Source organism: Pseudomonas sp. NFACC51 (assembly GCF_900103575.1).
Lineage (GTDB): Bacteria > Pseudomonadota > Gammaproteobacteria > Pseudomonadales > Pseudomonadaceae > Aquipseudomonas > Aquipseudomonas fluorescens_Q.
This window is the reverse complement of the sequence record NZ_FMXH01000016.1, coordinates 13,607-27,354: the sequence shown is the minus strand read 5'-3', so window position 1 is coordinate 27,354 and position 13,748 is coordinate 13,607. Positions and strand designations below refer to the sequence as shown.

13 protein-coding genes are annotated in these 13,748 nt (G+C 58.8%); 9 read left to right on the top strand and 4 right to left on the bottom strand.

The features are described from left to right. The first annotated feature begins 48 nt into the window (after window positions 1-48). The 8 genes from BLT00_RS25325 to BLT00_RS25285 all read left to right on the top strand — a co-directional run bounded on the left by BLT00_RS25325 (window position 49) and on the right by BLT00_RS25285 (window position 8,163). Window positions 49-2,394, top strand: coding sequence for a M10 family metallopeptidase (locus tag BLT00_RS25325; protein ID WP_092152587.1), 2,346 nt, complete (start codon window positions 49-51; stop codon window positions 2,392-2,394). Between the two features lie 233 nt (window positions 2,395-2,627). Beyond that, the gene (locus BLT00_RS25320; protein WP_256572790.1) at window positions 2,628-2,972 is read left to right on the top strand and encodes an SDR family NAD(P)-dependent oxidoreductase; all 345 of its coding nucleotides are present in this window, start codon (window positions 2,628-2,630) and stop codon (window positions 2,970-2,972) included. Then, window positions 2,969-3,955: an acrylyl-CoA reductase (NADPH) gene (locus BLT00_RS25315; RefSeq protein WP_092142968.1), complete on the top strand. Its 987-nt coding sequence runs from the start codon at window positions 2,969-2,971 to the stop codon at window positions 3,953-3,955. Before BLT00_RS25320 ends, BLT00_RS25315 begins: the two co-directional genes overlap by 4 nt. Before the next feature lie 537 nt (window positions 3,956-4,492). After that, entirely contained in the window at window positions 4,493-5,215 is a 723-nt protein-coding gene (locus BLT00_RS25305; RefSeq protein ID WP_092142971.1) for a haloacid dehalogenase type II, read from the top strand. A 237-nt stretch (window positions 5,216-5,452) separates the two neighbouring features. After that, complete coding sequence (locus BLT00_RS25300; protein ID WP_092142974.1) at window positions 5,453-6,145, top strand: phosphoribosyltransferase; 693 nt, start codon at window positions 5,453-5,455, stop codon at window positions 6,143-6,145. A gap of 43 nt (window positions 6,146-6,188) precedes the next feature. Continuing rightward, complete coding sequence (locus tag BLT00_RS25295; RefSeq protein WP_092464366.1) at window positions 6,189-6,413, top strand: hypothetical protein; 225 nt, start codon at window positions 6,189-6,191, stop codon at window positions 6,411-6,413. A gap of 153 nt (window positions 6,414-6,566) precedes the next feature. Beyond that, window positions 6,567-6,884: a helix-turn-helix domain-containing protein gene (locus BLT00_RS25290; RefSeq protein ID WP_072346046.1), complete on the top strand. Its 318-nt coding sequence runs from the start codon at window positions 6,567-6,569 to the stop codon at window positions 6,882-6,884. Further along, a complete protein-coding gene (locus BLT00_RS25285) occupies window positions 6,877-8,163 on the top strand; it encodes a type II toxin-antitoxin system HipA family toxin (protein WP_092142980.1) in 1,287 nt (428 codons plus the stop codon). The genes BLT00_RS25290 and BLT00_RS25285 overlap by 8 nt, the downstream gene beginning before the upstream one ends. 242 nt (window positions 8,164-8,405) lie before the next feature. Here the strand turns inward: BLT00_RS25285 and BLT00_RS25280 are convergent, their stop codons facing one another. The 4 genes from BLT00_RS25280 to BLT00_RS25265 form a co-directional block, all read right to left on the bottom strand. After that, complete coding sequence (locus tag BLT00_RS25280; protein WP_092142983.1) at window positions 8,406-9,428, bottom strand: transketolase family protein; 1,023 nt, start codon at window positions 9,426-9,428, stop codon at window positions 8,406-8,408. Beyond that, window positions 9,425-10,273: a transketolase gene (locus BLT00_RS25275; RefSeq protein ID WP_092142986.1), complete on the bottom strand. Its 849-nt coding sequence runs from the start codon at window positions 10,271-10,273 to the stop codon at window positions 9,425-9,427. Before BLT00_RS25275 ends, BLT00_RS25280 begins: the two co-directional genes overlap by 4 nt. A gap of 17 nt (window positions 10,274-10,290) precedes the next feature. Beyond that, complete coding sequence (locus BLT00_RS25270; protein ID WP_092142989.1) at window positions 10,291-11,592, bottom strand: MFS transporter; 1,302 nt, start codon at window positions 11,590-11,592, stop codon at window positions 10,291-10,293. Between the two features lie 96 nt (window positions 11,593-11,688). Further along, on the bottom strand, window positions 11,689-12,438 hold the full coding sequence (locus BLT00_RS25265; RefSeq protein WP_092142992.1) for an SDR family NAD(P)-dependent oxidoreductase: 750 nt from the start codon (window positions 12,436-12,438) through the stop codon (window positions 11,689-11,691). Between the two features lie 190 nt (window positions 12,439-12,628). Between BLT00_RS25265 and BLT00_RS25260 the strand changes: the two genes are divergently transcribed. After that, window positions 12,629-13,546, top strand: a complete 918-nt coding sequence (locus BLT00_RS25260) for a LysR substrate-binding domain-containing protein (RefSeq protein ID WP_092142995.1) — start codon at window positions 12,629-12,631, stop codon at window positions 13,544-13,546. Window positions 13,547-13,748 lie beyond the last annotated feature (202 nt).

The following is a 13,748-nucleotide window of genomic DNA, read 5'->3' as shown; positions in this document are numbered from 1 at the left end:
TAGCGGCCGCATTTCGGAAGGCCGCAGATTGCTCACAGGAGATTTCATATGCCCACTCCGGTTGGTTATTCATACACTTCGTCGGCAACGCTGACCGGCAATGCACAAGTCGACAGCTTGCTGGTTGGTACCTATTGGATGGGCAATACCTGGAGTACCGGTACGTTCACCACACCCCTGACGTACAGTTTCATGACTGAGACTTCGCGTTTTGCCCGCTACTACAGCAGTGACAATGAGTATGAGGCCAGCTACGTCCTGACGTCAGCCCAGCAAAGTGGTATTACCAGTGCGCTCGACCTGTGGGGCTCGGTTGCCAATATCAAATTCACCCAGGTCAGTGAATCCACCACCACCGTAGGCGACCTGCGGTTCGGCGGCTATCTGAATATGGAGAGCGACACCGCAGCCTGGGGCTATTTCCCTGCCGATACCCCCAGCGGCGGTGATGTCTGGCTCGGGCCAGTGACGAACAACCCAACCCCGGACAAGGGCACTTACGACTACCTGGTTTTTATGCATGAGATCGGCCATGCACTTGGTCTCAAGCATCCGTTCTCCCAAAGTCTGTCAAACACCACGGTGCTTGCAGCTCAGTTCGATGACGTTCGCAATACGATCATGAGTTACAACACCTCGTATTCTTATGAGCCCACCACTCCCATGGTGCTGGATATTGCCGCCATCCAAAGTCTCTATGGGGCCAACACTCAATGGCAGACTGGCAATAACACGTATCGCTGGGAGCCCAGCCAATCGGTTTTCGAGACGATCTGGGACGCGGGTGGTATTGACACGATCGACGCGAGCAATCAGCTGGCAGCGGTCCGCATCAACCTGAATGAAGGCCAGTTCAGTAAGATCGGCCAATCGTTTCTGGAGCTCGACACTCAAACGGCCTTCAGCGAAGGATTGGCGATCGCCTACGGTGCCAAAATTGAAAACGCATTCGGCTCGGCCAATGACGACACACTGATCGGCAATGCATTGGCCAACGTTCTGAACGGTCGCGCGGGCGAGGATACGATGATCGGCGGGGCTGGCAACGACACTTACGTCGTCGATAACATCGGTGACAGCGTGCAGGAAAGCAGCACCTTGGCCAGCGAAATCGATGCTGTCATTTCGTCCGTCAGCTACGTCCTGGGTGCCAACATCGAGACGTTGAGGCTGGGCGCAAGCGCCAATATCAACGGCACGGGCAACACGTTGAACAATCGCATCGACGGTAACGCCGGCGCCAATACCCTGGATGGCGGCAGCGGTATCGATAACTTGACTGGTGGTGCAGGCAATGACACTTACGTGGTCGACAACCTCAAGGATGTCGTCAGCGAAACCAGCGCCCTGGCCAGCGAAATCGACACCGTGCGCTCTTCAGTGAGCTGGACGCTGGGCGCCAACGTGGAAAACCTGATCCTGGCCGGTTCCGCCCCTATTAACGGCATTGGCAATGCCCTGAACAATGTGCTGACTGGTAACGCCGCCAACAACGTGCTGAACGGTGGAGTCGGACAGGACACACTGATCGGTGGCGCGGGGAATGACACCTACTTGGTCGACGACCTCAAGGATATTGTCAGCGAAACCAGCACCCTGGCTGGCGAAACCGATACCGTGCGTTCCTCACTGAAATGGAGCCTGGGCGCCAATCTGGAGAACCTCACGTTGACCGGCAGCGCTCACCTCAATGGCGGTGGTAACGCCCTGAACAACGTGCTGATCGGCAACGATGGCAACAACGTGCTGAGCGGTTGGGGGGGCAGCGACACGTTGGACGGCGGTAGCGGTATCGACACGCTTGTTGGTGGTACCGGCAACGACACTTATGTGGTCGACAACCTCAAGGATATCGTCAGCGAAACCAGCACCCTGGCCGGTGAAATCGATACCGTGCGCTCCTCACTGAAATGGAGCCTGGGCGCCAATCTGGAGAACCTCACGCTGACCGGCAGCGCTCACCTCAAGGGCGGCGGTAACGCCCTGGACAACGTGCTGATCGGCAACGACGGCAACAACGTGCTGAGCGGTTGGGGGGGCAATGACACACTGAGCGGCGGTCTGGGCATTGACAGCCTCACCGGTGGAGCTGGAAGCGACCGCTTTGTCTTTAATACGCTGGGTGAGCTGGGCATGGGGTCCACCCGTGACACTATTTCCGACTTCAGCAGCCTACAGGGCGACAAGTTGGATCTGTCGAAACTCGATGCCAATCTCTTGACCTCGTTTGCCGACACGTTCAGCTTCGTAAATTCGAATGACTTCACGGCAGCAGGACAACTGCGCTTCGTCGATCAGGTGCTGTACGGCAACGTCAATGGCGATCTGGGCGCGGATTTTGAAATCCAACTGGTGGGTGTCAATACCCTTAATGTCACCGATCTGATCGCCTGATAGAGCAGTTCGGGGGGCCGAGGGAATGATCAGGGTCCTGAACCATTGAGCGCTCAGTGTCCCGACGGGCGCTCACTCAAGACAACCATGAACCCCATGGCGAGGAAGCACGCCCCCTCGCCACCTGTTTTGTCTTCTGCCTAATCAGTTCATTGATTTCATGAGCGCTGATCTATTTAAGCGCCGGGAGAAACGCTGGCCGCATCATCAACATCGGCTCTATCCTTGGTGTCGTGCCGGTTCCTTATGCTGCCCTCTATTCAGCCAGCAAGCATGCGGTGGGAGGTTATTCTCAAGCGCTGGATCCCGAATTGCGTACACACGGCATCAGGGGCACGGTCGTCGAGCCCGGCTATACCAATACTCGATTTGAGAGCAACACCCTCCAACCCCACGCTAGACTCGACGTGTACGAAGACGTTCGGGTAAAAGTGACGAAAGTGGTGAGCCAGGCCATGGCTCCGGCGCACTTGCTGGACACGGGCATTCGCAGAGCGCTGCAGCTCGAACCAGATGGCCTGCTCAGGCACGCTGACAGCGATGACCATCCGTTTGAACGAACAGGACAAAAACCATGACCTTCAAAGCGCTGCTCACGACCAAAACCGGCGAAGCGATCTCGACCCAGCTGGTTGACTTCAAGGACGAGGACCTGATGCCCGGTGATGTCACTGTCGCGATCGAGTTCTCGACCGTGAACTACAAGGACGCCATGGCCCTCAGCGGACGCTCCCCCGTCATTCGCCAGTTTCCGCTGATTCCGGGCATCGACTTCGCCGGTATCGTCGAGACGTCCAGCCACCCGGGGTTCGAGGCCGGCGACCGTGTGCTGGTCAACGGCTGGGGGCTGAGCCAGACCCACCACGGGGGCTTTGCGCAGAAGGCGCGGGTGAGCGGTGACTGGCTGGTAAAGATCCCGGAAGTATTCTCGACCCAGGCGGCCATGGCCATCGGCACCGCGGGCTATACGGCGATGCTCAGCGTCCTGGCATTGGAGCATGGCGGGCTGACCCCTGATCGAGGCGATATCCTGGTCACCGGCGCCAGCGGTGGCGCCGGCTCGGTGGCTATCGCACTGCTGTCGGGCCTGGGTTATCGAGTGATCGCCTCGACCGGACGACTAGAGGAGGGTGACTACCTGCGCGACCTTGGTGCGACGCAGGTTATCGACCGCAACACCTTGTCGCAGCCGGGCGCACCGATCGCCAAGGAACGCTGGGCTGGCGTCATTGATTCGGTGGGCAGTCACACCCTGGCCAATGCTTTGGCACAGACCCAATATCGCGGTGTTGTCGCTGCCTTCGGCCTGGCTCAGGGCGCGGATCTGCCTGGCTCGGTGCTGCCCTTCATCCTGCGCAACGTGACCCTGGCCGGTATCGATTCGGTCAACGCTCCGCAAGCGGTGCGCCTGCAGGCATGGTCGCGACTCGCCCAGGACCTTGATTTGAGCAAGCTGACCCGCACCACCCAGATGGTTGGCTTGGCAGAGGTGCCGGCCGTTGCCGCTCGGGTACTGGAAGGCAAGGTGCGCGGGCGCACTGTCGTGGACGTGAATGCATGAGCAACCACTTGTGGACCACCACGTGGATGTCACGCTCGCGCAGGTATCGGGTCAGCACAGTGCGGTCGGCGTCGCTCCAGTCGATGTCCTGTTGGACGAACCAGCCGTCGACAAAGGCGCCGAATTCGCCGCACAGCTAGATGAACTCATTGGCCAGCGACAGCACGCGTAGGTCCGGGTTTCTATGCGTTATCGGTCTGGTCGATGGTGATCGGTGTCGTGGCTGACCAGATCGTCTCCACGCTCCAGGCCCAGCAGGATCCCACGACGTTTATCTAGGGCCTGTCCGACACGTTGTCGGCTCGCACCTGACTCAGGTCTCATCCCCGCAGCGCTGCTGGTTGGCGTGTTCCTCGCGGCGCGACTGCGCAAGGCAGCACCGCAGCGGTATTTGGTGCTGGGTAGTCACAAGCTATAGGAGCGGCGCAGTATCGATGACGCATGAAAAGGATAAGGCTAAGCTCATTGGATCCCCGCGTTCCAGAGCCTCGGCGGCCGGTGTGCCAGGCTGGACCTAAATAGCAGAGGAGTCTTGCGATGGCGCTTGCACGAGCGTTGGCATTCGATGTGTTCGGTACGGTGGTTGACTGGCATTCAGGCATCGCACGTGAGGCGAGTCCATTCGTGTCGACCTACCTGCCCGCTGTCAGCCCCGCGGAATTTGCCATGCAATGGCGCCGGTTGTATGCGCCAGCGTTGCGCGAGTGCATCAAGGGGCATGGAGGCTTTGTTGTCCTGGACACATTGCACTACGAGACGCTGGTCCAATTGTTGACGGCTTACGGCCTGGAAGTCGACCAGGTTGACCCCGGGGTATTGCACACGCTTGCCCATGCCTGGCGTCGCCTGGACCCTTGGCCTGACGTAGCCGAGGGCCTGGCCCTGCTGCGTCGGCGCTTTACGGTGGTGACTTTGTCCAATGCCAATGTGGCCTTGATGATCGCTATGAACCGCTACAACGGTTTGCAATGGGACGCGCTACTGGGAGCGGAGTTCGCGCAAACCTACAAACCGGATCCTGCGGCGTACCTGTCCACGGCCAGGGCATTGGACATCAAACCCGCTGAACTCTGCCTGGTGGCCTGCCACCACAGCGATCTTGCGGCAGCCAGGGATTGCGGCCTGATGACGGCCTATATCGACCGGCCCATGGAGTATGGCGGAGCGCCCGCACCCGATGCAGCCCAAGCCCAGGATTGGGATTGGCAGGCCGATGGTTTCATCGACCTTGATCGCAAGCTTCAGGCGTTGTCTACCTGATCAAACGCCGGGCTACGCCATGGTGCACCACCAGCCCTTTCCAGCGTGCATGAGTTGCCGGATGTCTGGCTGACGAAGGGACTTGATATATATCAACGCCAAGGTTGCTCTGACAGAGGATGGTGAATCTGCAGCGGAGGTGCCCGTTGTAACGCAACGACGGCGACCCGCCGCAGCGTACTAGCCATCTGGCGCGACCAGGATCGTCCATCACATCAATGCCTCAGGAGGTTCCCCATGATTCAGAGCCCCTCATTGCAAACCACGTTGCCGAACCGCACCGAGGCCGGTCGGCGATTGGTCGAGCCCTTGCTCAAATACACCAACAGAGCTGACGTCATCATCCTTGCCTTGCCTCGTGGTGGTGTCCCGGTGGCTTACGAAGTCGCTACGGCCCTGGACGTTCGCCTGGACCTGATGCTGGTGCGCAAGCTTGGCGTCCCTTCGCATCCGGAGTTTGCCATGGGCGCCATTGCCAGCGGCGGCATACAAATCCTCAATGACGACGCACTGCGGGTACACCCGATCGACCGTGCCAGTTTCGAGGCCGTAGTCGCGCGGGAAACGCAGGAGTTGTCGCGGCGCGAACAGGTGTATCGGGGAAACCGTCCGCCATTGCAGCTCAAGGACCAGATCGTGATCCTGGTCGACGACGGCTTGGCAACCGGTTCCTCCATGATGGCCGCGGTCCATGCGGTGCGCGTGCAGTCCCCGGCGCGCATTGTTGTCGCGGTGCCGGTTGGTCCGCTGGAAACGGTCGAGGCTTTGCGCAGCGAAGTGAATGAAGTGATTTGCCCACTCATTCCCGAGTGGATGATGTCGATCGGTTATTGGTATTTGGATTTTGCCCAGACGTCGGACGCAGAAGTCATTGAGCTCATGCGCCAGGCCTGGCAGCGGGAAGCTTTGAGTGGTGGCAGGAAGGAGTGAACACGAACCTGCGATTACATTGGACCACTTGAAGAGTGGCGCGGTGTACGGCGCTCTCCAGCTTTCCAGGAATTACGCCCAGTTCGAGGATGAGAAGACTAAGCGATTTCAGGACGTTGTACTCACGGTCACGGAGGGCCCTGACAAGATGCCAACCGCCAAAGCTCTTGAGGCAGCAGCTGAGAGCAAGGATAAAGTCAACGCCTACCTGATCGAGAAGCTGACGGAGAAGATGGGGCCCAAGAAGAATAACGATCCGGGTAACTGACACCTTTCAATGAGATAAATCCATTAAATTGTGCCTAAGACCAGAAATTAAGCAATAAGACACAGTTTTAGGGAATTAAGTCGCTTGCTGGGGCTGAGCGTTAATTCTATAATTTTGTGCACTAACTGGCACAGAATGGGCTTGGTACACGTTATGTTGGATTTAAGCTTCAGCAAGCCGAGCGAGGTCGTCAAGCGCCTCTGCGATCGCTTGCGCACAGAGCGCTTGGCGCGGGATATGACACAAGCCGACTTGGCCGGGCGTGCCGGCATCGGCACAAATACAGTGTCCAACCTTGAAGCCGGGCGCAATGTCGGATTCGAGAACGTCGTTCGGGTGGCGATGGCTCTTGGCCGAACCAAGGAACTGGAAGGCCTGTTCCTGCCAAAGCTGGACAGCATCGAGGATATTCGGCGCTACGAAAACAGCGCCAATCGTCTGCGTACAAAGAGGAAGTCCGGCAATGCTTGAGCAGGTCAACGTCTTCTACGAGGGATGGGGTGAGCGATGGCAATGGGGCACGCTGGTCTCCACGACTGCCCTGACCGGTCGCCCGCTGATCGTGTTCGAGTACAGCAATGAAGCCAGGCAAAGGGGCTTGGAACTGTCCTCCTACACGCTGCCGTTGGAGGGGGCTCACTTGCGCCGAGATTTTCCGGACCACCAACTGTACCTGCCAGGGCCTGTTTACGACTCCTTGCCGGATGGGTGGGGCATGTTGCTGATGGACCGTATGTTCAGGCGCCGCGGGCTCACCACGGCGCGCATCGGCTCACTGGAACGGCTGGCCTACATCGGTAGCAATGCAATGGGGGCCATGACGTTTGAGCCCGTGGCACCCGAAGGGCAGGAATCTGATGTCCACATCCCGCTGGAGCAGCTTGCCGCCGAAGTGCGGGAAGTGCTCCATGGAGACGGTGGCGAGTTCCTGCAGACGTTGCTGTTGGTGGGCGGCTCGCCTCAAGGTGCAAGGCCTAAGGCCCTCGTCTATCGCGATCCCGAAACTGGCCGGTTTACCACTGCCGTCACGCCGGGTTTTGAAGCCTGGTTGATCAAGTTCCCGGCCAAAGAAGAACAAGCCGAGGTTTGCGCAATCGAAATGGTCTACGCCGAGTGCCTGCGCATGTGCGGTATCGAAACCCCTGACACGCAGTATTTCAGTCTGCCTGACGGGTTGGCAGCGTTTGCCAGTAAGCGATTTGACCGCCGGGATGGTCTGCGCGTACCCATGCAAAGCCTCGCGGCCTTTACGGGGGCAAATTACCAATCTCCGGGGGTGTTGGACTACGTCAATTTTTTGCGGGCAACACAGATGTGTACCAACGACGTGCGAGAGATGGCGGTGGCCTTCGAACGTGCAGTCTTCAATGTTGCGTTCAACAACAGAGACGATCATCCCAAGAACTTTGCCTACATCATGTCGCAAGACGGTCAGTGGAGACTGTCGCCGGCTTACGACGTGACCTTCTGCGAGGGGCCAAGTGGATATCACCAGATGGATGTGATGGGGGAAGCCCTGTCGATTTCCCGCACGCAAATGCTTCGGCTTGCCGAGGAAGCCGAGGTGCCCCCGGACGTCGCAGGCAGAATGATTGACGGCATTTGTGATGTGGCGAGCCAGTTTGCAAGCATTGCCGAGAACCTATACCCACAGGTTATTACTCGAGACACCTTGCGCACGATCCAAGACCGCATCGATCAGAACGTAGCTCGGTTACACCGTGGTCATGCGGTCGGCGGTCGCCGTTGAAGATCGGAGGAGCAGACGCTCGTCGGCTGCATGTTCACCGTTGCGCTGAAAGTCTCATATCGGTCTAGCGACTCGCAGAGAGTCCGGTCGGAGCTATCACATCAATATGGGCTAAGGGAAAGGCAGGATGATCAGATGAACAGCCTGCCAGAAGACGCTTAGAGACTCTCAGGGAATATTTTCAGTGAACGGAGGAGGCCCTCCTACCAAGGGACTCACTCAGTCCCTTGCAGGTTTGAACCCTATAACCAACCCTTGATCTGTGCGCACACAGCCTGGGTGGAAATACCGTAGCGATCGTGCAACGTCGGAAGCGCACCAGCATCGAGAAACGCGTCCGGCAACGCTATTTGCCGGAACGTCGGCGTAACGCCATTGCGCAACAGCACGGTCGCCACCGCTTCGCCCAATCCGCCGATGATGGAGTGATTCTCGGCAGTCACTACCAGTCGTCCCGGCTTTCTGGCTTCCGCCAGAATAGTCTGCTCATCCAAAGGTTTGATGGTGGGAACGTGAAGCACCGCGACATCCACGCCGTCAGCCTGAAGTTCCTTGGCGGCTTCCAGGGCGCGCATGGTCATCAAACCGGTGGAAATGATTAAAACCTCATTGCCCGTGCGCAGGGTCTTGGCTTTGCCGATCTCGAATTCATAGCCATATTCGTCGAGCACCAGCGGTACGTTGCCGCGCAGTAACCGCATGTAGACTGGCCCTTGGTGCGCGGCTATGGCGGGCACGGCTTGTTCGATTTCCAGGGCATCGCAAGGGTCGACGATCATCAGGTTGGGCATGGCGCGGAAGATCGCCAGATCATCCGTTGCCTGGTGGCTGGGGCCGTATCCGGTGGTCAGGCCCGGCAGACCGCAGACGATTTTAACGTTGAGGTTTTCCTCAGCAATCGCCATGCAGATGAAGTCATAGGCCCGGCGCGACGCAAACACCGCGTAAGTGGTGGCGAAGGGCACGAACCCCTCCCGAGCCATGCCGGCTGCCGCGCTCATCAACAGCTGCTCAGCCATGCCCATCTGGTAGAAGCGCTCTGGGTGCGCCTTCGCAAAAATGTGCAGGTCGGTGTATTTGGACAAGTCAGCCGATAAACCCACGATGTCCTGGCGCTGGTCCGCGAGTGCGGCCAGTGCGTGACCGAATGGCGCTGGTTTTGTGGCCTGGCCTTCAGCGGCAATCGAGGCAATCATCGCCGAGGTGGTCAGCTTTTTCTTCGGCGCTACAGGCGCCTGAGCCGTCATGTTGGTTGCGTTGCTCATACTGTTTTGCCTTCTTCCAGGTTGTTCAGGGCCACATCCCATTCATGCTCGTCGACGCGGATGAAGTGAGTCTTTTCGCGGTTTTCCAGGAACGGCACGCCTTTGCCCATCCTGGTATCGCAGATGATGACGCGCGGTTGTGCGCCAGGATGGCTGCGGGCAGCGTCGAACGCCTTGACCAAGGCGTCCAGGTCATTGCCGTCTACCCGCTGGGTGAACCAGCCAAAGGCTTGCCATCGGTCAACGATGGGTTCAAATGCCAGCACTTCACTGGAATGTCCGTCGGCTTGCTGGTTATTCACGTCGACGATGGCGATCAGGTTGTCGAGTTTCCAGTGCGAAGCGGACATGACCGCTTCCCAGGTGGATCCCTCATTCAGCTCGCCGTCCGACAGCAGGTTGTAGACGAATGAGGTGGACTGTTTGCGCTTCAAACCCAGGCAGGCACCCACTGCGATACCCAGCCCCTGGCCTAGCGAACCGCCGGTGATCTCCATGCCGGGGGTATAGGCGGCCATGCCGGACATGGGCAGGCGGCTGTCATCCGAACCGTAGGTTTCAAGCTCATCCAGTGGAATGATTTGCGCCTCGATCAGCGCGGCATACAGCGCAATCGCGTAGTGACCGATGGAGAGGTAGAAGCGATCACGCTGTTCCCACTCAGGGTCTTCGGGCTTGTAGTTCAAGGCGTGGAAGTACGACACGGCCAGCAAGTCTGCCGCGCCCAGCGCCTGGCCCACATAGCCCTGACCCTGGACTTGGCCCATGCGCAAGGCATGGCGGCGAATGTTATGGGCGCGCTGCACCAGTGTGATGGAGGACGCGCGCGATAAGGTGGCAGTCATGGAAATTCTCCGTTAACTCAACGATTGACCGAAGCGGCAGGAATACGCAGCACCAAACAGGCACCGATGCACAGCACACCGGTAATCAGGTACATGCCGATGGCGCTCGAACCGGTCGTGGTAGTGATCCAACCAATCAGGTAGGGCGAGCAGAAACCCGCCAGATTGGCAAAGCTGTTGATTCCAGCGATCCCGGCAGCGGCGGAGACGCCACCGAGCAAGGTGGTCGGCAGCATCCAGAACAGTGACGACGCCGACAGCACCCCTGCTGCTGCAAGGCAGAGGCACAACACCGACAACGTCAGGTTGGCTCCGAACACCGCCGCCAACGTGAGGCCCAGCGCACCGGCAATCATCGGCGCCACCAGATGCCAGCGGCGCTCCTGGTGCTTGTCGCCGCTGCGCCCCATCAGCACCATCGCGACGATGGCGCACAGGTAGGGGAGGCTGGTGAGCAAGCCGATGAGCATCGGATCGGCAACACCGGCATTACGGATAAGTGTCGGCAGCCAGAAGGTGATCGCGTATTGGCCCATGACCACGCAAAAGTAGATGCAGGCGAGAATCCACAGGCGGCGGTCGCGCAGGAATGCGCCGACCGATGCATGGGTGACTTTGCGGCTGTTGTCCTCGGCCAGTTCTTTGCTGACCAGCGCTTTTTCTTCATCGGTGAGCCAGGTCGCCTGGTGCACGCCATCCTTGAGATAGGCCAGCACCATCAGGCCAACGATGACGGTCGGAATGGCTTCGATCACGAACATCCACTGCCAGCCCGCCCAGCCATGCACGCCGGCGAACTGGGTCATGATATAGCCTGAGAGCGGCCCGCCGATCATGCCGGAGAGCGGGATGGCGATGAACCACAGCACGGTCATTTTGGCGCGGCGGTAGGAGGGGAACCAGTAGGTGAGATAGAGCAGCAGGCCCGGTGCGAGACCGGCTTCGGCGATGCCGAGCAGGAAGCGCAGCGCATAGAACTGCCAAGCCGTTTCCACGAAGGCGAAGAGGGCGGAGATAATGCCCCACGAAATCATGATGCGCGCGATCCAGCGACGGGCACCGACCTTGTGGAGAATGAGGTTGCTCGGCACTTCGCAGAGGAAATAGCCAAGAAAGAACACGCCCGCGCCGAGCCCGTAGACGGTTTCGCTCAGGGACAGGTCGTTCATCATCTGCAGCTTTGCAAACCCGACATTTACCCGGTCCAGATAGGCGCACAGGTAGCACAACATCAGGAAAGGCATCAGTCGCCAGGCAGTTTTGTGATACGCGCTTGCGCGCACTGTGGACACAGTGTCGAGCGTCATGGTGGTCATCATGAGGGTCTGATCTCTTGTTTTTATAGAACGCCGCGCTTGAAGCCCGGCGTATCCTCGATCCTGAACTTGATGGACAGCGGGTGCTGACACCTGTGGTCAGTGGATCAACATGCCGCCGTTTACATCCAACGTGATGCCGGTGAGGTAAGAGGACAAGTCGCTGGCGAGAAACAGTGCCGCATTGGCAACATCCTGCGCTGCGCCAAGCCGACCCAGCGGGATGCTTTCGATGATTGCGTGGCGGCGTTCATCCTGCATCAGGCCCCCGGTGATGTCGGTATGGATCAGGCCTGGCGTAATGGAGTTGACGCGAATGTTGTCCGCGCCAAATTCGCGTGCCATGGCCTTGCCCAGTCCGAGTACGCCGGCCTTGGCGGCGCTGTAGTGCGGGCCGCCGAAAATACCGCCGCCGCGCTGGGCCGATACGGATGACATGCAGACGATGCTGCCCGAAGCCTGAGCGCGCATCACCGGAATCACTGCCTGGGACATCAACAGCGTGCCGCGCAGGCTGACATCCAGGACCTTGTCGTAATCGCTCGGGCGAATATCCAGGGTCTTGATGGGCTGGGTGATGCCGGCATTGTTGACGAGTATGTCGATACGGCCGTAGTGCTCCACTACCTTGGCGACCGCAGCCTGGACTTGTGTCTCATCGGCGACGTTGGCAGCCAGGCCCAGGTGGCCTTCGCCGAGGGTGGCTGCGGCGTCACGGGCGGCGGATTCGTCGAGATCCAGGATTACAACGCGGGCGCCGTGTTGGGCGAAGGTGAGCGCGGTTGCGCGGCCGATGCCGCGTGCGGATGCGGCGCCAGTAATAATCGCGATTTTGCCTTGAAGAAGCATGAGGGATACCTCTGATTGTTTTTATGGTTCGATTCAACGATCGATGGCTCAGAGTGGTCCCCGTCGACAGGCCGAGCAATAACGCAAACGTCACTGCTACATGAATAAAGTTCAGCACTCGTCAATGCGGACCGCAAATGCTTGAATGGCACGATCCGCTCGCGACCCAAAAACAATAGGCTGAATACCGATGCGCCAGGACGATCTCCCTTCATCCCATCTGCCACCGCTGAGAGCCATTCAAGCCTTCGAGCAGACTGCCCGTTTTGGCAACCTGGCAAGAGCCGCCGAAGTGCTCGACCTCACGCCGTCAGCGATCAGCCACCAATTGGCCAAGCTAGAGGTGATGATTGGTCGACAGTTGTTTGTGCGGGCAGCGCGTGGGGTGACCCTGACGCCAGTGGGTGAGCAGTACTTGAAGGACATTTCCGGTCTGTTGCAGAGCCTTGAGGTCGCCACCGAGCGGGCAGCGAGTGACGTCAGCATGGATTGCCTGCGGCTGCATTCCTCCCCCAGCTTTGGCTTACTCTGGTTGATGCCGCGGTTGGAGTCGTTTCGCTTGAGCAATCCGGACATCCAGATCAATTTGTCCTGTTCTTATGAATCGCTGCACTTCAGTCAGGACAAGATCGATGTCGATATTCGTCACGGCCGGCCTAATTGGCCCAGCTATGAAGTGCGCACCGTGCGTAACGAAAGTTTCGCTGTGCTGGCCTCGCCCAAGCTGATCGCGCGCTGCGCGGTAAAAAACGCAGCAGATCTTCTGGCGCAAGAGCTGATCCTTTCCGAAGCAACCTTGCTCAAGTGGCCTGAGTGGTTCGCCCAGCATGGTCTGGCGCGCCCCGAAAAGCCCTACGCCTTGAGTTTTGACCGGTCCTACATGAGCCTGGAAGCCGCTAGCCACGGCTTGGGCTTCGCCCTTGAAAGCACGCTGCTGGCGCAAAAATACCTCGCCAACGGTTCGCTGGTTGAAGTCGCCCCCGAAGCCTTGAGCTCTGCGGTCGCCGCCCACCATTTGGTGTTCCCCAAGGCTCACTCCAGTTTCCCCAGGGTCAGGCGGTTCTTGGGTTGGATGGAAGTGGAGTTAGGGCATAGCTTTGTGTTCTAGCGCAGCCCCCCGCGGGCACCATTACTGATCGAATCAGATAGGAGGTAGAGATCATGTCCGCCCCGGGCCTGATCATTGGAATCGCCTCTGACGTAGCAAATAGAACCAAGGTCGTGAAAGAAATATCCAGAGGGAGTTCCAGATCAATCAGAGGAGAATGATGAGGAACTCTTCTACATAGTCGATAGGATCGGATTACTCA